The organism is Rhizobium sp. BG4, from assembly GCF_016864575.1.
In the GTDB taxonomy this organism is placed as follows: domain Bacteria; phylum Pseudomonadota; class Alphaproteobacteria; order Rhizobiales; family Rhizobiaceae; genus Rhizobium.
Genome location: NZ_CP044126.1, coordinates 908,941 through 928,258, shown reverse-complemented (window position 1 = coordinate 928,258; position 19,318 = coordinate 908,941). Strand labels below are relative to the sequence as shown.

The following is a 19,318-nucleotide window of genomic DNA, read 5'->3' as shown; positions in this document are numbered from 1 at the left end:
ATGTTCGACAAGATACTCATCGCAAACCGGGGTGAAATCGCCTGCCGCGTCATCCGCACCGCACGGCGCATGGGAATAAAGACGGTCGCCGTCTACTCCGATGCCGATAGCGGCGCGCTGCACGTCGAGCTTGCCGACGAAGCCTATCGCATCGGCGCCGCACCGGCGCAGGAAAGCTATCTCTCGATCGAGCGTATCATCGCCGCTGCCGAGCGCTCCGGCGCCCAGGCTGTCCATCCGGGCTACGGATTCCTTTCTGAAAATGCCGCGTTTGCCGAAGCTGTCGAAGCGGCCGGCCTGACTTTCATCGGCCCGCAGCCTTCGGCCATCCGGGCGATGGGTTTGAAGGATGCCGCGAAGGCGCTGATGGAGCAGTCGGGCGTTCCCGTTGTTCCCGGCTATCACGGCGACAATCAGGATCCGGATTTCCTCGCCGCACGGGCGTCAGAGATCGGCTATCCCGTTCTCATCAAGGCGCGGGCCGGCGGTGGCGGAAAGGGCATGCGCCGCGTCGATGATGCGCAGGATTTTGCCGCCTCCCTCGATGCCGCCCGGCGCGAAGCGCTTGCCGCCTTCGGCGACGATGCGGTGCTGATCGAGAAATATCTGCTGCGGCCGCGTCATATCGAAGTGCAGGTCTTCGGTGACCGCCACGGCAATGCCGTCCACCTCTTCGAACGTGACTGCTCGCTGCAACGCCGCCATCAGAAGGTGATCGAGGAAGCGCCGGCGCCGGGCATGACGGCTGAGATGCGCCGGGTCATGGGAGAAGCCGCGGTGCGCGCTGCCCGGGCGATCGATTATCGCGGTGCCGGCACCGTCGAATTCATCGCCGATGTTTCGGATGGCCTCTGGCCCGATCGCTTCTTCTTCATGGAGATGAACACCCGCCTGCAGGTTGAGCATCCCGTGACCGAAGCGATCTCGGGCGTCGATCTCGTCGAATGGCAGCTGCGGGTGGCGGCCGGAGAGCCGCTGCCGAAGAAGCAGGCCGAGCTTGCGATCAATGGCTGGGCCTTCGAGGCGCGCGTTTATGCCGAGGATGCCGCGAAAGGCTTCCTGCCGGCGACGGGCAAGATCGAGCGGCTCGCGTTTCCCGAGACCGGCGTCCGCGTCGATGCCGGGATTCGTGCCGGTGACCGTATTTCCACGCATTACGATCCGCTGATCGCCAAGCTGATCGTCCATGGTCCGAACCGCCAGGCGGCGCTCACCGCCCTGCGCCACGCGCTGGAGGCGACGCGGATCGAGGGAACGGTGAGCAACCTTGCCTTCCTCGCCAATCTGACGCGTCAGGACGATTTCGCCGGCGGTCATCCCGATACCGGGTTGATCGATCGCAACCTCGAAATGCTGACGGCCGCCGCCGAGCCCAGTGGAACGGCAATCGCTCTTGCCGCCGTTCTCTCGCTGGAGGCCAGGCAGGCAAGCAGCGACCCCTGGGAAACGCTGGGGCATTGGCAGCTCTGGAGCGAGATGCAGCGCATCGTGACGCTGCATTATGCGGGCGATGTCTCCAGCCTGCGCGTCGTGGCGCGCGGCTTCGACATGTTCGCCGTCCACAATGGCCAGCGGGTCATCCCTGTCCGCATCGTCAGGCGTGATGGCGGGGGTGTGCAGGTCGAGGCGGATGGCCGTCAGGTCTTCGTCGAGGTCAGCCGTCATGGCGGTCATCTCAGCCTGCGCTTCGATGGCGCGGTCCATGTCTTCGATCTCGATGATCCGCTTTCGGCCGCTGCTTCCGAAGGGGCAGGCAGCGACCGGCTGATCGCGCCGATGCCTGGTTTCGTGAAGATCGTCCGGGCGGTCGCGGGCGGCACGGTTTCGAAGGGCGATCCGCTCGTCGTCATGGAGGCGATGAAGATGGAGCTGACGCTTGCCGCGCCGCGCGACGGGGTGGTGGAGAATGTCGCCGTCAGCGAAGGACAGCAGGTGTCGGAAGGCGCGCTGCTCGTCAGCCTGAAGGCCGCCGAAGAATGACCCCGTCCCGCGTGACCATCGTCGAGATGTCGCCGCGCGACGGCCTGCAGAACGAGGTGCGTTTCGTCGAGACCGCCGACAAGATCAGGCTGGTCGACATGCTCTCCGATTGCGGTTTCGAGCGCATCGAAGTGACGAGCTTCGTCAGCCCCAAATGGGTGCCGCAGCTCGCCGATGCCGCTGCCGTCATGGCCGGGATCAAGCGGCGGGCCGGGACGCGATATGCCGTGCTGACGCCGAACATGAAGGGCTTCGAGGAAGCGCTCGCCGCCGATGCCGGCGAGATCGCCATCTTCGCGTCGGCTTCCGAAACCTTCTCCCAGCGCAATATCAATTGCTCGATCGCCGAAAGTATCGAGCGCTTCAGGCCGGTCGCCGACGCGAGCCGCGAGGCCGGCATTCCGATGCGCGGCTATGTCAGCTGCGTCGTGGAATGCCCTTATGAGGGCGCAGTCGCCCCGGAAGCCGCAGCCCGGGTTGCGGCGGAACTCCGCCGCCTCGGCTGTTTCGAGATCAGCCTCGGAGACACGATCGGCCGCGGGCGGCCGGAGGCGGTGGACCGGATGCTGGACAGCGTGCTCGGGGAAGCCCCGGCGTCGATGCTGGCCGGGCATTTCCACGATACGTCAGGCCGAGCTCTTGAAAACATTGACGTTTCGCTTGAGCGCGGCCTCGCCGTCTTCGACGCCTCGATCGGCGGCCTCGGCGGCTGCCCCTATGCGCCGGGCGCAAAAGGCAATGTCGATACGCTCGCCGTTGCCCGGCATCTGCAGGCAAAAGGGATCGACACCGGCTTGCGGCTCGATGCGCTTGAGAATGTGGCCCGCTTTGCGCGTGGCCTGAGGAGTGATGGATGAGTTTCGAAACGCTTCATGTCACGGTCGAGGGCGGCGTCGCCCATGTGAGGCTGGCACGCCCGGATAAGCACAATGCGCTGTCATCGCTGATGATGGACGAGCTGATCGCCGTCGCCGCAAAACTGTCCGCCGATCCCGCAGTGCGCGCCGTCGTGCTGTCGGGAGAAGGCAAGAGCTTCTGCGCGGGCGGCGACCTTGGCTGGATGCGTGATCAGTTCACGGCAACGCGGGCCGGGCGCATTGCCGAGGCGCGGCGGCTGGCCATGACCTACCGGGCGCTGGACGATCTCCGGAAACCCGTGATTGCCAAGGTCAACGGCAACGCCTTCGGCGGGGGCGTCGGGCTTCTCAGCGTCTGCGACCTGGTGATTTCGGCCGACACTGCGAAATTCGGGCTGACGGAGGTGCGTCTCGGCATCATCCCGGCAACCATCAGCCCCTTCGTCATCGCCCGGATCGGCGTCTCGGCGGCCCGCGGGTTGTTCATGTCGGGCAAGCTCATCGATGCCCAGGAGGCAGCGGCAATCGGGCTCGTCAACCGCGCCGTCCCGGCCGATGCGCTGGACGAGGCCGTCGATGCGGAGATCGGCCATTTGCTGCAGGCCTCGCCCGAGGCCGCATCCCGCGCCAAGGCGCTTCTGAAATCGCTGGGGAACCCGATCACCGACGAGGTCATCGACCGGGCGATTGAGCAACTCGCCGATACCTGGGAGACTGCGGAAGCCCAGGAAGGCGTCACTGCCTTTTTCGAGAAGCGTGCGCCATCCTGGCGGCGGTGACGTCGCCTTACGCTTGAATTAAGCGTCATCTGAGCATATTTTGAACGAGCGACTGTCAAAATATGCTAGGATCATCACCATGGCAGCTATCGGTCTCGACATTGCTGCGGCCCGCTTCGGCGATGGCCAATCGGCTTTCCTCTCGGCGCGCCGCGTTGCCGATCAGCTCGGCGTGACGCTGGCGGAGCTCGCGAAGCTGATCGGGGTGGCGCGCAACACGCTGACGGCGAAGTCCAGCGCCCGCAAGGTCGACGGTGCGCTGAGCAATGTCGTGCGCATCCTCTCGATGGCCAGCGAGATGGCGGGAGACGACAATCGCGCCGTGATCTGGTTCAAGCATCAGCCGATCCCCGGCTGGGGCGGCAAGACCGCGTTCGATCTTGTCGGTGAAGGCAAGTCCGGCAAGGTTCTCGCCTATCTCGAAGCGGTTCGATCAGGCGTCTATGCCTGACCGGAATTCCGGCGATATCCTCAAGCTCTGGCGGGCCTTCGTCCCGCGCTGGGCTTTCGCGCCGCTCTCCGGCGAGGGAGCGGCGCGCTTCGGCGGGCGCTGGAATCCGGTTGGCGCATCGACGATCTATGCCGCCCGCGAGCTCTCGACCGCCTGGGCTGAATATAATCAAGGCTTCGTCCAGCATCCGGCGATCATCGCCCAACTGGAATTGGCCGGTGCGCGGCTTGCGGACACGACCGCTTCGGCAGTTCTCGAATCCTATGGCGAGGCAGCGGATATCCACCGCTGCGAGTGGCGCCAGGAGCTTGACGCCGGACGCATTCCCACGACGCACCGCCTGCGCGAACGGCTGATCGCCGACGGCTTCGATGGCGTCATCTACCCCTCCTTCATGTCGCCGGGCGGAACCTGCGTCGCCCTCTGGCGCTGGAATACGCCCGGTTCGCCCGAGCTTCGCGCCATCGATCCCGAAGGGCGTCTGCCGAAAACGGCAGCCTCCTGGCTCTAGGCTTTTGCAGCCCGCCGGCCTGACCCATTTGGGCATGATTGCGAAGCACGGCGCAATCTGGCAGTTTGCCGGAAATGGCTGCCATCTTCAGTGGCGCCGATACGAAAATGCGGGGAAGCGATTGACGATGAAAGCACCGACCGGCCGTGACGCTGCTCCGACGATTGCCGATGTGGCGCGGCTGGCGGGGGTCTCCCGAGCCGTTGCAAGCCGGGCGCTGTCGACCGAGCCAAGGCCGGTTTCGGCAGACAAGCGCGAGCGGGTGATCGAGGCGGCGAACACCCTCGGTTACAAGCCCAATCTCTTGGCCCAGAGCCTGACGACCAAGACCGTCAATCTCGTCGCCGTCGTCGTCAACCACATCCACGATCTTTCCGACCTCGATCTCTTCGACCGGCTGATCGACCAGATCCAGTCGATCGGCAAACAGGTGATCCTGATCCGCATCGGCTCGGTGGCGCGCGTCGAGGAGTTCCTGCGCAACGGCGTCGCCTATCATGTGGATGCCGCGCTGGTCTTCTCGGATTTCGCCGATGCAGTGACGGTGCGGAAGATGTTCCGTTCGGATCTCGTCGTGATGCTGAACGGTCTGCACGACCATCTCTCCCCTGTCGTCATGCCCGACGAGGCGACGGGGATATTCCAGGCGGTGGCAGATGCCGCCAGCAAGCGGGTCAGGACCGCGGGCCTCGTCACCGGCCGCGCCTCCTCGCCGGTCGAGCATAGCCGCATCGGCATCTATCAGAAGGCTTTCGAGCAGCACAAGATCGAGCTCGTGCGCACCGTCCAGGGAGATTATTCCTATGCCAGCGGTCACGCGGCGGCCGCCGTTCTGACGGGTAATGACTGTCCGGACGCGATCTTCTGCACCTCGGATGCCATGGCGATGGGCATCCTCGATGTCTGCCGGTCCGATTTTCCGGGCAACAAGCCGCCACGCTTCCGCCTATATGGCTTCGACAACCTGTCGCTGACGGATTTCGACGCCTATCCGATCTCGTCGATCGGCTACGACAAATCCGACTATGTCCGCCACGTCGTCGATTTCATCGCCGACCCCGAAGGCTTCCGCTCCGGCCAGCCGCCGATCTCGGTTCCCACCCGCTTTGTGCTGCGGGCGACGTCGTAACGAGAAAGGCCGCCCCGAGGGGCGGCCTTCTTGTTTTTACCACTGCGGGTTCAGAGCCGGCGGGTTGGCTTCGGGGCCCCACCACTTCTTGTAGTTTGCTTCGTAAGCGCCCGACTGGATGTAATCGGAGACGAACATATCGAGCCAGCGGACGAATTCCGGGTCGCCCTTGGCGACGGCCATGCCGATCGGGTCGTTCGAGTAGAGACCTGCGAGGGTGACCAGCGCCGGGTTCTTGGTGGCGAGGTAGTCGAGCAGCGAGGAGTCCTCGATAGCAGCATCGACGCGCTTCTGCTGCAGCTGCAGCACGCCGTCAGGCGCGAACTGGTCGACATAGACCAGTTCGGCATCCGGAACGGCGGTCTTCAGGAAGGTTTCGCCCGTCGTGCCACGGCCGACAACGATCTTCTTGCCGGCGAGATCCTTCAGATCCTTGATGCCCGCATCCTTCTGCACGATGATGCGCAGGCCGGCGCGGTTATAGGGGATCGAGAAATTGACGACCTTGGCGCGCTCGAGCGTTGCCGAGGTATTGGCGATCGCGACGTCGATCTGGCCGGAGACGAGCATCGAGATGCGTGCATCGCCGGAAACGTCGGTGAACTCGACGGGAACGCCGATCTTCTCGGCCAGGCGCTTGGCGACATCGACGTCGTAGCCGACGGGATTGTTCTGGTCGTCGCGGAAGCCGATCGGTTCGCCGCCGAGCGAGACGCCGATGCGGATCGTGCCGCGCGAACGGATATCATCGAGCATGCCGGCGAAGGACGGCAGAGCCGAGCCTGCGACGACGGCGATCGCAGCGATCGCGGTGAGTAAGCGTTTCATTGTTCCATTCCCTCTTCGTTGATTATGCCTGTTTCGCTGCCCGCAATTCCGGTTCGGACATTGAATCCTCCCAGAGCCAGTAGCTGATTTCGCCCTCGCATCTGAAATTCACCACCTCATGATTTCCTTTTGCGTCAACTGCGTGAATGACGACACCTGCAAGGAAACCGGTATCCAGTTCGTTAAGCTCCTCGACGGCGAGCTTAATCGCGTCGGACAGCGAATAGCCGAGCTTCATGGCGAGAACGATGGTGCGCGAGGTCGAGCAGCGCATCGTCATCTCGCCGGTATGGGTACAGGCGGCCGCGCCGTAGCGGCTGTCGGCATAGAAGCCGGCGCCGGGGATCGGCGAGTCGCCGAGGCGGCCCGGATATTTCCAGGCCCAGCCGGAGGTGGAGGTTGCCGCGTGAATCCCGCGGGCGGCATCGGCGGAGAGGAAGACGGTGGTGTCGCGGACGCGCTCGGGATCGGTGATCGCCTTGCTGAGCGGCGCCAAGGGAATGTTGGGGAATTTCGCGAGGTCCTCGGGCGCGACTTCCTTTTCCAGCCGCTCCCACCAGACGCGCTTGCTGTCTTCGAACAGAACGTCGTCTTCCGGGAAACCGATTTCACTTGCAAAGCGGCGGGCGCCGTTGCCGGTCAGCATCACATGCGGCAGGCGCTTCATGACTTCATGGGCGAGCCTTGCGACCGGTAGCGTGTTCGGCACGGCGCCGACCGAGCCGACATCGCGCGTCGTGCCGTCCATCACGGCGGCATCGAGTTCCATGTCGCCGATCATGTTCGGCCAGCCGCCGTAGCCGACGCTGCGAACCTTCACTTCGCTCTCGACCTTGCCGATGCCGGCGACCATGGCGTCGAGGCTGTTGGCGCCGCTGCGCAGCATGTCGACCGTATGGGCAAAACCCGGCCAGGCTTCTTTGTTGGCGATGAGCAGCATGAAAAACCTCTAATCTTTACGCATCTTGGAAAGGAACTGGGCAACGCGGGGCTGCGCCATGCCGCCATCGGCGGCGAAAAACTGTTCGGTCGGCAGGTCGACAAGCAGCTTGCCCTTGTCGAGGAAGACGATCCGGTCGGAAATCTGCCGGGCAAATTCGATCTCGTGGGTGACGAAGAGCATCGTCGTGCCCTCTTCGGCGAGCTTGGCGAGGATCGCCAGAACTTCTGCCGTCATTTCCGGATCGAGCGCGCTCGTCACTTCGTCGAGCAGCAGGTAACGCGGCTGCATGGCAAGCGCCCGGCAAATGCCGACGCGCTGGCGCTGGCCGCCGGAAAGCTGGGCCGGATAGGCATCGGCGCGCTCGCCGAGTCCGACGGATTGCAGGAGTGCACGGGCGGTCGCCTCGGCTTCGGCGCGCGGCTTCTTCAGCACCTCGATCGGCGCCAGTGTGACGTTTCCGAGCACGGTCATATGCGGATAGAGATTGAAGAGCTGGAAGACCGTGGCCGAGCGCTTGCGTGCCTCGGTCAGTTCCTTCGGCTTGCCGACATCGAAGTCGTCGACGAGGATGCGGCCGGCGTTCAGCTTTTCCAGTCCGTTGATGCAACGGATCAGCGTCGACTTGCCGGAACCCGATGATCCCAGGATCGAGACGACCTCGCCCGGATTGATCGTCAGGTCCACACCGTCGAGGACGGTGGTCGAGCCGAACGCTTTCTTGACGTTTTCTACTTTGAGCATGTCAGAGCCCTCTCCAGGCGCTATGGGCCCTGAGGCGGTTTTCGAAACGGGTGCCGAGAAGCGCGACCAGCTTGGCCGTCGCGTAATAGAGCAGGCCGACGGCGGTCCAGACGACGAACGGCTTCAGCGTGCGCAGGTTCAGGATATTGCCGATCTTGGTGAGATCGACGACGCCGATGACGGAGATTAGCGATGTCACCTGCAACTGATTGACGAGCAGCGCGATCAGCGGGCCGATCGCAAAGGCCATCGCCTGCGGTGCCACGACATGGCGCAGCACCTGCCAGCGCGTCAGCCCGAAGACGCGGGCGGCCTCGATCTGGTCACGACTGATGGATTCGATCGCCGATACGGCGATGACATAGACGAAGGCGGCGGTATTGGCCGATAGCGTGATCGTCGCGGCGGTGACCGGGGTGATGCGGATATGGAAGAGTGCGGGAAGGCCGAAGAAGACCAGGAAGAGCTGCACGAGGACCGGCGAGTTCTTCAGGAGCTCGGAGAGGAAGGTGACGATCTGCAGCAGCACCGGGACCCGGTAGAAGCGCACGACGGCCCAGAGAATGCCGATCACCAGGCCGATGAGCGAGGTGCTGAGGAAAAGCGCGACGCTGACGCCGAGGCCCTGGGCCAAAAGCACGAGATCGAAGGGGGTGAAATCCGTATAGCGCATCAGCCGACGGCCTCCATCATGTCACGGTTGAGGCGGCGGTGAAGCAGCGTGACGCCGAGCGAGACGAGATAGGTGAGCGCCGCATAGGCGACGAGCAGCACGACATAGACCTCGAACGGCCGGTATGTTTGCGACACGACGATCTGCGCCGAGCCGGTCAGCTCGTTCAGCGTGATGGTCGAGAGGATCGAGGAGGTCAGGATCAGGTTGATCAGCACCGAGCCGAGCGGGCGGATCGAGGTCCTGAGCGCGATCGGCAGCACGATCTTGGTGAAGGTCACCCGGCGCGACAGACCGCTGACTTCGGCCGCTTCGATGATGCCGGGATCGATCGCCAGGATGCCGGCGCGGATGACATCGGAGGCATAGGCGCCGCCGGCGATCGACAGAGCCACGACGCCTGTCGTAAAGGCATCGATATAGATACCGAGCTCCGGCAGGCCGTAATAGAAGAAGAACAGCTGCACGATGAAAGGCACGTTGCGGAAGATGTCGACATAGACGAAGGCAACGCGGCGCAGCGTCTGCGACGACGAGGTGCGGGCGATGGCCACGAAGGCGCCCATGATGACGCTGCCGAGCAGCGCCAGCGCGCAGGCTTCCGCCGTCAGCAGCGCGCCTTTGCCGAGAAAGCCGAGATGCGGCAAAAGGATCGAAAGGTCGAACCGCACGATCGCTCCCCCAAGCACGATTGAAACCGGTTTCATATTGCGGTCACAAAACGGCGCTGTCAAGCGCCGAGGTGGGGAAGCTGTGGAATAGTGAGACGCCCCGCATGAGGGTGCGGGGCGTCTCGTCGCGGCTTGGCGCCTCTCAGGCGGCGGAGAACGGCACGGCCACGAACGTCTTGTTGCCACCGCGTTCGATCAGCAGCAGCACCGACTTGCGGCCCGACTTCGCGGCGCTCGCAACGGCGGCCTTGGCATCGCTGGCGTCGTGCACCGGTTTGTCGTTGACCGAGACGATCACGTCGCCCGTCTGGATGCCGGCAGCGGCGGCCGGCTTGTCGGGGTTGACGCTGGCAACGACAGCGCCGTTGATGCTGCGCGGCAGGTTCAGTTCCTGGCGGGCATCGGGCGTCAGGTCGGCAAGACCGACGCCGATGCTCGGGCCGCTCTGGGTCTTGCCGTCGCTTTCGTCGGCTGCGGCCTGCTTCTGGCCGTCGTCGTTACCGCCGATCGTCACGTTCAGGTCGGTGCTCTTGCCATCGCGCCAGACGGTCATCGTCTGCTTGGCGCCGGGGCTCATGTCGGCAACGAGGCGCGACAGGTCCTTCGGCGTCTTGACGGCTTCTCCGCCGACGGCGGTCACGATGTCGCCGGTCTTGATGCCGGCGCGGGCGGCAGGCGTATCACCGGAGACGGCGGCGACCAGAGCGCCCTGGGCGTCGCTGAGGCCGACGGCATCGGCAACATCCTTGGTGACGGCCTGGATCTGCACGCCGAGATAGCCGTGTTCGATCGAGCCATCCTTCTGCAGCTTGGCGACGATCATCTTGGCTTCATCGGAAGGAATGGCGAAGCCGACGCCGACGCTGCCGCCATTCGGCGAGTAGATGGCGGTGTTGATGCCGACGACATGGCCGTCGCGGTCGACCAGAGGGCCGCCCGAATTGCCGTGGTTGATCGGTGCGTCGATCTGGATGAAGTCGTCATAGGGGCCGCTATGCAGGTCGCGGCCACGGGCCGAAACGATACCGGCAGTCACCGTCGTGCCGATGCCGAAGGGGTTGCCGATCGCCAGAATCTGGTCGCCGAGCTTCAGCTTGTCGGAATCACCCCAGGCGACGGTGGCGAGCGGCTTCGGCGCCTGGATCTTCAGGACGGCGATATCGGACTTCGGATCGGTGCCGACCAGCTTGGCCGGCAGTTCGGTACCGTCATCCAGCGTCACCTTGATATCCATGGCATTGTCGATGACGTGGTTGTTGGTGACGATCACGCCGTCGGGGCTGATGATGAAGCCGGAGCCGAGAGCCATCGCATGCTGGCCGCCTTCATTCTTCGGTGCCTGGTGCGGGAAGGGGATGCCCTGCTGCTCGAAGAACTGGCGGAACTGCTCGTCCATCGGCGACTGCTGGTCGCTGGCATCAGTGGCCTTCATGGTCGTGGTGACGGTGACGACGGCAGGCTTGTCGGCATCGACGATCGGCGCAAACGAACCGCCGGAGGCAAGCGTGCCGCCGATTTCGGCCGGGGCTGCGACAGCGGTCGCGGCATTGATGGTGAAGGGAAGCGCTGCGGTGCCTGCAATCAGGGCTGCACCCAGAAGCGCTGCTGTGCGGTGCTTGAGGAGAATCTTGGACATGGCGAATGGTCCCTTGCAAATCGTTGCTAAGCGGCGTCTTGGTTCCATGCCGGGAACGCGGGCGTCGGGCGAAATACACGAATTCTTCGCGATCGAAGATAAAATCGCCAGTATTGGCGGTGTTTACTAGGTTTCGTGAAGAATTAGCGCTTGAGAACTGATATGCGCCGCGCAGCGTCACTTTACAAATTAAATGTTCATTACGGTTTCATTGCAAAACCGTAAGCATTACAGAGATTTAATATTTAGAGGCTGGAACAAATCCGGGCGGGGCGGGAGCCCGCTGGTTCAGGCCTCGACCTGAACCAGATGGCCTTCGCTGACGCTCTTGTAGCACCGCTTCGGCGGCACATAGCCGAGCGGCCGGATCGGGCTCTTCAGCTCGTCCGTCGAGAGGCCGCGTCTGATGCCGCGGCGCGCCGGATCGGGAACCGGGACCGCCGAAATCAGCTTCTTCGTGTAGGGGTGCTGTGGGTTGCCGAACACCGCCTCGCGCGGGCCGATCTCGACGATCTCGCCGAGATACATGACGGCGACGCGGTGGCTGACGCGCTCGACGACGGCCATGTCATGCGAGATGAACAGGAAAGCGAGGTTGAGGCTCTGCTGCAGGTCCATCAGGAGATTGCAGACCTGTGCCTTGATCGAGACGTCGAGTGCCGAAACGCTCTCGTCGGCGACGATGACTTTCGGATCGAGCGCAAGCGCCCTTGCGATGCAGATGCGCTGGCGCTGACCGCCGGAAAACTCGTGTGGATAGCGCTCCATCATATCAGGCTTCAGGCCGACGCGTTCGAGCAGGTCGGCGGCCTTCTCGCGGGCCTGCGCCCGAGTGCCGAGGCCGTGCGCCACGATCGGCTCGCTGACGGTGGCGCCGACGGTCATGCGCGGATTGAGGCTGGCGAAGGGATCCTGAAAGATCATCTGGATGCTGCGGCGCATCCGCCGGAGGTTCGAGGAATCGAGGCCGGTGACGTCGTAGCCGTCGAGATTGACCTTGCCGGCATTCGGCTCGATCAGCCGGGTGATCGAGCGCCCCGTCGTCGACTTGCCGCAGCCGGATTCGCCGACCAGCGACAGTGTCTCGCCCTGGAAGAGATCGAAGGACACGTCCTCGACGGCATGGATAGCGCCTGTTCGGCTGCCGAAAATGCCGCCGCGGATGGCAAAGCGCGTCGTCAGGTTCTTGACCTGAAGGATCGGCGTCTTGCCGCGATCGACGGTATCGGCAACGGCGGCCGGTTCGCTGCGCTCGCCCGTCGCGGTATCGACAACGGGGAAACGCAGCGGCCATTTCTGGCCGGTCATCGAGCCCAGCCGCGGCACCGCCGAGAGCAGCGCACGGGTGTAGGGATGCTTGCCGCGATGGAAGATGTCGTCGGTCGCACCGGTTTCGACGGCCTCGCCGCGATACATGACGATGGTGCGGTCGGAAATCTCGGCGACGACGCCCATGTCGTGGGTGATGAAGAGAACGGACATGCCTTCCTCTTCCTGCAGCATCTTGATCAGGTCGAGGATCTGGCCCTGGATCGTCACGTCGAGCGCCGTTGTCGGCTCGTCGGCGATCAGGAGCTTCGGGCGCGAGGCGAGCGCCATGGCGATCATCACGCGCTGGCGCATGCCACCGGAAAACTGGTGAGGATATTCGTCGAAGCGCGAAGAGGCGTTGGGGATGCGGACCTTTTCGAGCAGGCGGATCGTTTCGGCCCGCGCCTCGCTCTTGGTCATCTCGCCGTGGCAGGTCAGCGCTTCCGAGATCTGGCGGCCGATCGTGAAGATCGGGTTCAGTGATGTCATCGGCTCCTGGAAGATCATCGCCGCATCGTTGCCGCGCACCCGGCGCATCTCCCGGTCGGACAGCGACAGGATATCCTTGCCGTTCAGCAGGATGCTGCCCTCGATGCGGCTCTGCTTCTTGGCAAGCAAGCGCATGATCGACAGGGAGGTGACGCTCTTGCCCGAGCCGCTCTCGCCGACGATCGCCACGGTCTCGCCGGGCATGACGTCGAAGGAGACGTCGCGCACGACCGGCCTCCAGGCACCGTCGACCAGAAACGACGTGGTCAGGTTGTTGACCGAAAGCACCGGTTTTGCAGCTTCACCCATATCCTGTTCCTGCTTCATGGTTCGGTCTAGCTCTTGAGCGGTGTGGCGAAGGATGCCGAAGGGCGTCCCTCGGCGAGGCGGGCTGCTTCGAGTGCGGCGATCTTCGCGTCGATCTCGCGACGGTCGATCATGCCGCTCGGTCTTTCACGGGTCGCCATCGTTTCGGCGACATGCAGATAGCGTTCACCGGCGACGGCATAGAGCCGCCGCAGCTCATCCAGCGGATCGGCATGGTCGTCGGCGCGGATGTTGAGCCAGGCATAATCCTGGTCGCGGTAGACCACGAGTGCGGCGGATTGCTTGCCGCGCTTGTCGCCACCGGCATCCTCGCCAGCCTGCATGGCTGCCAGCAGCCTTTCGGCGAGCGGCTTGCCTGCAGTCTTCTGGAAGGTCTCGAGCGTGGCCGCGATCACCTGCGGGCCGGCCAGCATGTTGCCGGCTACAGAGACATTCTCGGCGACCAGATGCCCGGCCCAGTCGATGCATTTCTCGCCGGTAAAGGCGGCATTGCGCCCCGTCGCGTCGATCATGTGGAACTGCCGTTGGTCGCGGCCTTCGTCGCGCGCGGCAAGTTCGGCAACGATCGCTTCCGGCGCCTGACCGGCGGCGAGCATCGCAAGACCGTCGACGCCGTTCAGCGGATTCACGAAGGCCTGCGTCGCCACCGCGCCGATGCCGCCGCGGATATGCGGCACGATGCCGCCGACGGCGAAGAAGCGGCTGGCGACGGCGATGCCGAGATGGCCGTTATCGGGGTCACGGGCGACGATCGAATAGGTCACGGTTATCTCCCCACCGCATAGGCCTGCATCAGCCGCGGCGTAGCCGCTGCCCGCAACAGGCCATCGGCATCCCGGCGCGCAGCGGTCAGGCGGCCGACCGTCCAGGGATCGGCGACCGTCAGCTTGTGGCCCTTCCTGCGCAGCGCCTCCAACACGTCCTCGCCGAAATTCGCTTCGGCCATCAGGCTGCCCGGTTCGCGGGTGCGCGGGTAGAAGGAACCGGGGAAATGCGAGGTGTGGAACAGCGGCTGATCGATCGCCGCCTGCAGGTTCATCTTGTGATGGACATAGCGCAGGAAGAAGGAGAGCTGCCACTGTTCCTGCTGGTCGCCGCCTGGCGTGCCGAACGCCAGTGTCGGGCGTCCCTCGTAGAGCGCGATCGATGGCGTCAGCGTCGTGCGTGGGCGCTTGCCGGGGGCGAGCGAGGTCGGCAGGCCGGGCTTCAGCCAGAACATCTGGGCGCGTGAATTCAGGCAGAAGCCGAGGCCGGGCACGATCGGCGACGATTGCAGCCAGCCGCCCGAGGGCGTGATCGACACCATGTTGCCCTCGCGGTCGATGACGTCGATATGGACGGTATCGCCACGCTTTTCAGACAGATGCGCCATGGTCGGCTCATAGACCGCACCGGTCTTCGAGGTGACGCCGAGCATGTCCATCGTCAGTGCATACTGGTCTTCGAAACCGGGCACGATGCCGGGTTGCAGTTCCAGCGATGCCTCTGACTTGATGAGCTTGCGGCGCTCGTCGTTATAGGCGTCGGACAGCAGATGCTCGACCGGGATCTTCGAGAAATTCGGGTCGCCGTAATAGATCTCGCGATCGGCGAAGGCGAGCTTCATCGCCTCGGTGACCGTATGGACGAAATCGGCACCGGCCGGATCCATCGAGGCGATATCGATGCCCTTCAAGAGCGCCAGCGTCTGCAGGAAGACTGGTCCCTGGCCCCAGGGGCCGATCTTGGCGACCGTCCAGCCGTGATAGTCGTAGGTCTGCGGCGCTTCTGTTGTCGCCGACCAGTTCGCCATGTCATCGGCGGTGATGACGCCCTTGTGCTTGGTGCCGCTGGCATCCATCACCGCGGTCGAACCGGCGTAACGCTCGATCGCCTCGGCGACGAAGCCGCGATAGAAGGCGTCGCGGGCCGCCTGGATCTGCTCCTCGCGATCGCGCTTGGCTTCCGCCTCGGCGACGATCCGCTTCCAGGTTTCGGCGAGAACGGGGTTCTTGAAATTGGAGAGCGGCTCGGGAACGGAGCCGCCGGGCAGCCATGTCTGGTGCGAAGTCGGCCATTCCTTCTCGAAGAAGGAGGCGAGACCGGCAATCGTTGCCGAGACGCGCGGCAGCATCGGATGGCCGTTTTCGGCGTAATAGATTGCCGGTTCGAGAACTTCGCGGACGGTCAGGCGGCCATAGTCGCGCAGCATCAGCATCCAGCCGTCGAAGCTGCCGGGAATGACCGTCGCGAGCAACCCGTCGCCGGGGATCAGCTTCAGGCCTTCGGATGTGTAATGCTCGATCGTCGCACCAGCCGGGGCCGGTCCCTGGGCGCAGATGACCTCGACCTTGTCCTTCTTCTTCGAATAGAGGATCGCCGGCATGTCGCCGCCCGGGCCGCAGAGATGCGGCTCGACGATCTGCAGCACGAAGCCGGTGGCGACAGCCGCGTCGAAGGCATTGCCGCCCTTTTCGAGAATGCTCATGCCGACGGCGGAGGCGATCCAGTGGGTCGAGGTGACGACGCCGAATGTGCCGAGGATTTCGGGACGGGTCGTGAATGCGGTCATTTCATATGTCCTTTCAGGAGATCATGCTTCGCGCGGATCGAGCGCATCGCGCAGGCCGTCGCCGAGGAGATTGAAGCCGATGACGACGAGGAAGATCGCCGCCCCCGGCCACATCGCCATCCATGGGGCTTGGGAGAGGAAGTTCTTGGCAACGTTCAGCATCGAGCCCCAGCTGGCGGCGGGCGGCTGCTGGCCGAGACCGAGGAAGGAAAGACTGGCCTCGGCGATGATCGCGGTCGCGACCGTCAGCGTTGCCTGGACGAGGATCGGTGCCGCGACGTTCGGCAGGATGTAGCGGGTGATGATGCTGAAATGGCGAAGGCCGATCGAGCGCGCACCCTCGACATAATCCTCGGTCTTGACCGCCAGCACCTGGCCGCGTGTCAACCGGATGAAAATCGGCATCGCCGACAGGCCGATGGCGATCATCGCATTTGTCAGGCTCGGCCCCAGGAAGGCGGCGAGCGCGATTGCGGTGATCAGGAACGGCATGGCGAGGAAGGCCTCGGTGATGCGCGAGATGATCTGGTCGACCCAGCCGCCGAAATAGCCGGCAAGCAGCCCGAAGGGTACGCCGATGAAAACGGAGATCGCCACCGAGAAGACGCCGGCCATCAGCGAGGCCTGCGCCCCCCAGATCATGCGGGAGAGGATATCGCGGCCGATATCGTCGGTGCCGAGCCAGTGGGCGGCCGATGGCGCCTTGCGGATCGCCGACCAGCTGGTGGCGTTGGGATCCGGGATCGGCAGGATTGGCGCGGCGGCAGCCAGGATCGCGAAGAAGGCGATGATGCCGAGGCCGACGAGCGCGCCCTTGTTGGCCTTCAGCTTGCGCCAGGCGCGGCTCGGCACGCGCTGCTCGGTGGCGACGGCAACCTGATCGATGGCGGTCATAGCGAGGCCCTCATGCGCGGATTGAGAAGGACGAAGAGGATATCGGCGATGAGGTTCATCATGATGAAGCCGATCGCGGTGCAGAGCACGACGCCCTGGACGACGGCGTAGTCGCGGTTGAAGACGGCATCGACGATCAGCTTGCCGAAGCCCGGAATGGTGAAGATCTGCTCGGTCAGGACGGCGCCCGCGAGAAGTTCGCCGAAGAGCAGCGCGCTCAGCGTCACGATCGGCAGCACGGCATTGCGGAAACTGTGTTCGAGAACGACGGAGCGCTCCGAAAGCCCCTTGGCGCGGGCGGTGCGGATGTAGTCGGCGCTGAGGACGCTGAGCATCGCCGAGCGCGTGTGGCGCATCAGCGTCGCCGCCAGCGCGTTGCCAAGCACGAAGGAGGGCATCAGCATCGTCTGGATCGAACGGAGCGGATCGTTGAAGAAGGGCTCGTACCCCGAAGCCGGCAGCCAGCCGAGCTTCACCGAGACAAGCAGGATCAGCATGATCCCGAGCCAGAAGTTCGGGATCGAGAGGCCGGAGAGTGCGATCAGGTTTGCGAGATAGTCGAAGAGCGTATTCTTCTTCACCGCCGCGAGAATGCCCATGGGAACGCCGATCACGAAGGCGAAGATCATCGACATGGTGGCAAGCTGGATCGTCACGGGAAGCTTCTCGGCGACGAGTTCAAGAACCGGCTGATTGGTCCTGAGCGAGATGCCGAGATCGCCCTGCAGCACCGAGCCCAGCCAGGAGACGTACTGGTAGGGCACCGGATCGTTCAGCCGGTATTTCTCACGCAGGTACTCGATGACCTGTGGGTCCCGCTCTTCGCCGGCCATGGCGAGGATGGGGTCGCCGGGCAGGAGCTTCTGCAGCGAAAAGACGAAGACCGATATGATCAGCAGCGTCGGAATGGCGACGAGAAGCCGCTTGGCGATGTAGGTGTACATGGTGGCGATCCTGAACGGGCCTGGAGAGGCGGCGGGATGGCCCCGCCGCCACGGTTGCTAGGCTCAGCCTTCCTTCTTGACGCCGGTCAGGCGGATCATGCCATCCGGCGAGGCAATGAAGCCGGTGACGTTCTTGTGCAGCGCCCAGATCCACGAGTTATGGCCGAGATAGATGATCGGCAGGTCGTCGTTGAGGATCACGGCGGCGGCGTCGTATTTCTGCTTGCGCACCGCATCGTCGGTGGAGGCGCGGGCCTCGTTCAGCAGCTTGTCGACCTCAGCATTGCAATACTTCGTGTCGTTGATGCCGCCCTTGCAGGTGATGAACTGATGGATGTTGCCGTCGGGATCGATGCGGCCCGACCAGTCGGAACGGCTGAGCTGGTAGTTGCCGGCCGTCTGTTCCGAAAGCAGCGTCGCGAATTCCGTCGAGCGGATCGTCACGTCGAAACCGGCCTCGGCCACCATCGACTGGATGATCTGCATCATCTGCGAAGCGACGGGGTTGTTCTGCACCTGCAGTTCGATCGGCACGCGATCGAAACCGGCTTCCTTGACGAGCGCCTTGGCCTTGTCGAGATCGCGGGCCGGAACCGGAACGTCCTTGTCGAACCACGGGCTGTTCGGCGGGAAGGACTGGTTGCCGGGAACGGACGTGCCTTCGTAGACGATCTGGTTCAGCGCTTCGCGGTCGATCGCCAGCGAGAATGCCTGGCGCAGGCGCTTGTCCTTGCCGAACGGATTGTCGGCGCGCGCGCCGTTGCCGATATTGGCGTAGAGCGCCATGTAGCCGGTGCCGATCGCGTCGGCATAGGTGAGGGTCGAATCTTCCTTCACGGATGCGGCGTCGGTCGGCGCCAGACGCTCGATCATGTCGAGATCGCCGGAGCGCAGGTTGGCGAGGCGCACGGTCGTATCCGGGATCGGCAGGTAGGTGACCTTGTCGATGAAGATGTTGTCCTTGTTCCAGTAGTCCTGGAACTTCTCAAGCACGATGCGATCCTGCTGGACGCGCTCGACGAACTTGAACGGGCCGGCGCAGACCGGATGATTGCCGAAATTGGCGCCGAGCTCCTTGGCGGCCTTCGGCGAAACGATCATGCCGGCGCGGTCGGAGAGCTGGGCGAGCAGCGTCACGTCCGGGCTTTTCAGCGTGAACTTCACTTCGTATTCGCCTGTTGCCTCGACCTTCTCGACCGAGGTCAGCTCGCTCTTGCGGCGCGATTCCGGCAGCGTCATGTTGCGCTCGATGGTGGCGACAACGGCTGCGGCATTCATCGGCGTTTCGTCGTGGAACTTGACGCCTTCGCGCAGCTTCATCGTCAGCGCCTTGCCGTCATCCGACCAGTGCCATTCGGTGGCGAGCTGCGGCACGATCTTCAGGTCTGGGGTGACGTCGACAAGCTTGTCGCACATCGCGGTATAGACGATGCGGCCGACGAAGGTGCGCGACTGCGCGGGATCGAGCACGTCGGCATCGTCCTGCAGGCCGATCTTCAGCTCGGCGGCAAAGGATGGGAGGGCAACGAGCGCCCCGGCTAGAAGGGTCGTCACAAAACTGGCGGTCTTCATTTCACTCTCCTCTGGTTCTTTTTTGCTTCAT

Annotated in this window: 19 protein-coding genes; 7 read left to right on the top strand and 12 right to left on the bottom strand. The window is 63.9% G+C overall.

Going from position 1 to position 19,318, the window contains the following annotated elements:
- The 6 genes from F2982_RS24445 (at position 1) to F2982_RS24420 (ending at position 5,707) form a co-directional block, all read left to right on the top strand.
- Entirely contained in the window at positions 1-1,980 is a 1,980-nt protein-coding gene (locus F2982_RS24445; RefSeq protein WP_203430209.1) for an acetyl/propionyl/methylcrotonyl-CoA carboxylase subunit alpha, read from the top strand.
- A complete protein-coding gene (locus F2982_RS24440; RefSeq protein WP_203430208.1) occupies positions 1,977-2,837 on the top strand; it encodes a hydroxymethylglutaryl-CoA lyase in 861 nt (286 codons plus the stop codon). The genes F2982_RS24445 and F2982_RS24440 overlap by 4 nt, the downstream gene beginning before the upstream one ends.
- The gene (locus tag F2982_RS24435) at positions 2,834-3,616 is read left to right on the top strand and encodes a crotonase/enoyl-CoA hydratase family protein (protein WP_203430207.1); all 783 of its coding nucleotides are present in this window, start codon (positions 2,834-2,836) and stop codon (positions 3,614-3,616) included. Before F2982_RS24440 ends, F2982_RS24435 begins: the two co-directional genes overlap by 4 nt.
- Before the next feature lie 79 nt (positions 3,617-3,695).
- Positions 3,696-4,067: an antitoxin Xre/MbcA/ParS toxin-binding domain-containing protein gene (locus F2982_RS24430; protein ID WP_130280273.1), complete on the top strand. Its 372-nt coding sequence runs from the start codon at positions 3,696-3,698 to the stop codon at positions 4,065-4,067.
- Positions 4,060-4,578 (top strand): RES domain-containing protein, encoded by a 519-nt coding sequence (locus F2982_RS24425; RefSeq protein ID WP_203430206.1) that lies wholly within the window; start codon positions 4,060-4,062, stop codon positions 4,576-4,578. Before F2982_RS24430 ends, F2982_RS24425 begins: the two co-directional genes overlap by 8 nt.
- A gap of 127 nt (positions 4,579-4,705) precedes the next feature.
- On the top strand, positions 4,706-5,707 hold the full coding sequence (locus F2982_RS24420; protein WP_199625561.1) for a LacI family DNA-binding transcriptional regulator: 1,002 nt from the start codon (positions 4,706-4,708) through the stop codon (positions 5,705-5,707).
- Between the two features lie 36 nt (positions 5,708-5,743).
- Here F2982_RS24420 and F2982_RS24415 read toward each other — a convergent pair whose 3' ends face one another.
- The 6 genes from F2982_RS24415 to F2982_RS24390 form a co-directional block, all read right to left on the bottom strand.
- A complete protein-coding gene (locus F2982_RS24415) occupies positions 5,744-6,535 on the bottom strand; it encodes a transporter substrate-binding domain-containing protein (RefSeq protein WP_199625560.1) in 792 nt (263 codons plus the stop codon).
- 22 nt (positions 6,536-6,557) lie between these two features.
- Entirely contained in the window at positions 6,558-7,475 is a 918-nt protein-coding gene (locus tag F2982_RS24410; protein WP_203430205.1) for a N(4)-(beta-N-acetylglucosaminyl)-L-asparaginase, read from the bottom strand.
- Positions 7,476-7,484: 9 nt separating this feature from the next.
- On the bottom strand, positions 7,485-8,219 hold the full coding sequence (locus F2982_RS24405; RefSeq protein ID WP_199625558.1) for an amino acid ABC transporter ATP-binding protein: 735 nt from the start codon (positions 8,217-8,219) through the stop codon (positions 7,485-7,487).
- 1 nt (position 8,220) lies between these two features.
- Positions 8,221-8,892, bottom strand: coding sequence for an amino acid ABC transporter permease (locus F2982_RS24400; RefSeq protein ID WP_203430204.1), 672 nt, complete (start codon positions 8,890-8,892; stop codon positions 8,221-8,223).
- Positions 8,892-9,563, bottom strand: a complete 672-nt coding sequence (locus tag F2982_RS24395) for an amino acid ABC transporter permease (RefSeq protein ID WP_130280265.1) — start codon at positions 9,561-9,563, stop codon at positions 8,892-8,894. Before F2982_RS24395 ends, F2982_RS24400 begins: the two co-directional genes overlap by 1 nt.
- Before the next feature lie 142 nt (positions 9,564-9,705).
- Entirely contained in the window at positions 9,706-11,199 is a 1,494-nt protein-coding gene (locus F2982_RS24390) for a DegQ family serine endoprotease (RefSeq protein WP_199625556.1), read from the bottom strand.
- On the opposite strand from F2982_RS24390, the gene F2982_RS32100 reads away from it, so the two are divergent.
- Positions 11,198-11,329 carry a hypothetical protein gene (locus F2982_RS32100; RefSeq protein ID WP_281438214.1) on the top strand — a complete coding sequence of 44 codons (132 nt, stop codon included), beginning with the start codon at positions 11,198-11,200 and terminating at the stop codon, positions 11,327-11,329. The two genes, F2982_RS24390 and F2982_RS32100, sit on opposite strands and share 2 nt — an antisense overlap.
- Positions 11,330-11,487: 158 nt before the next feature.
- On the opposite strand, the gene F2982_RS24385 is transcribed toward F2982_RS32100, so the two are convergent.
- The 6 genes from F2982_RS24385 to F2982_RS24360 all read right to left on the bottom strand — a co-directional run bounded on the left by F2982_RS24385 (position 11,488) and on the right by F2982_RS24360 (position 19,287).
- A complete protein-coding gene (locus F2982_RS24385; protein ID WP_203430203.1) occupies positions 11,488-13,308 on the bottom strand; it encodes an ABC transporter ATP-binding protein in 1,821 nt (606 codons plus the stop codon).
- A 26-nt stretch (positions 13,309-13,334) separates the two neighbouring features.
- The gene (locus F2982_RS24380; protein ID WP_203430202.1) at positions 13,335-14,090 is read right to left on the bottom strand and encodes a DUF1028 domain-containing protein; all 756 of its coding nucleotides are present in this window, start codon (positions 14,088-14,090) and stop codon (positions 13,335-13,337) included.
- Between the two features lie 2 nt (positions 14,091-14,092).
- Entirely contained in the window at positions 14,093-15,877 is a 1,785-nt protein-coding gene (locus F2982_RS24375; RefSeq protein WP_203430201.1) for a gamma-glutamyltransferase family protein, read from the bottom strand.
- Between the two features lie 21 nt (positions 15,878-15,898).
- Complete coding sequence (locus F2982_RS24370) at positions 15,899-16,771, bottom strand: ABC transporter permease (protein ID WP_203430200.1); 873 nt, start codon at positions 16,769-16,771, stop codon at positions 15,899-15,901.
- On the bottom strand, positions 16,768-17,715 hold the full coding sequence (locus tag F2982_RS24365; RefSeq protein WP_203430199.1) for an ABC transporter permease: 948 nt from the start codon (positions 17,713-17,715) through the stop codon (positions 16,768-16,770). Before F2982_RS24365 ends, F2982_RS24370 begins: the two co-directional genes overlap by 4 nt.
- A gap of 63 nt (positions 17,716-17,778) precedes the next feature.
- The gene (locus F2982_RS24360) at positions 17,779-19,287 is read right to left on the bottom strand and encodes an ABC transporter substrate-binding protein (protein ID WP_203430198.1); all 1,509 of its coding nucleotides are present in this window, start codon (positions 19,285-19,287) and stop codon (positions 17,779-17,781) included.
- Between the last annotated feature and the right edge of the window lie 31 nt (positions 19,288-19,318).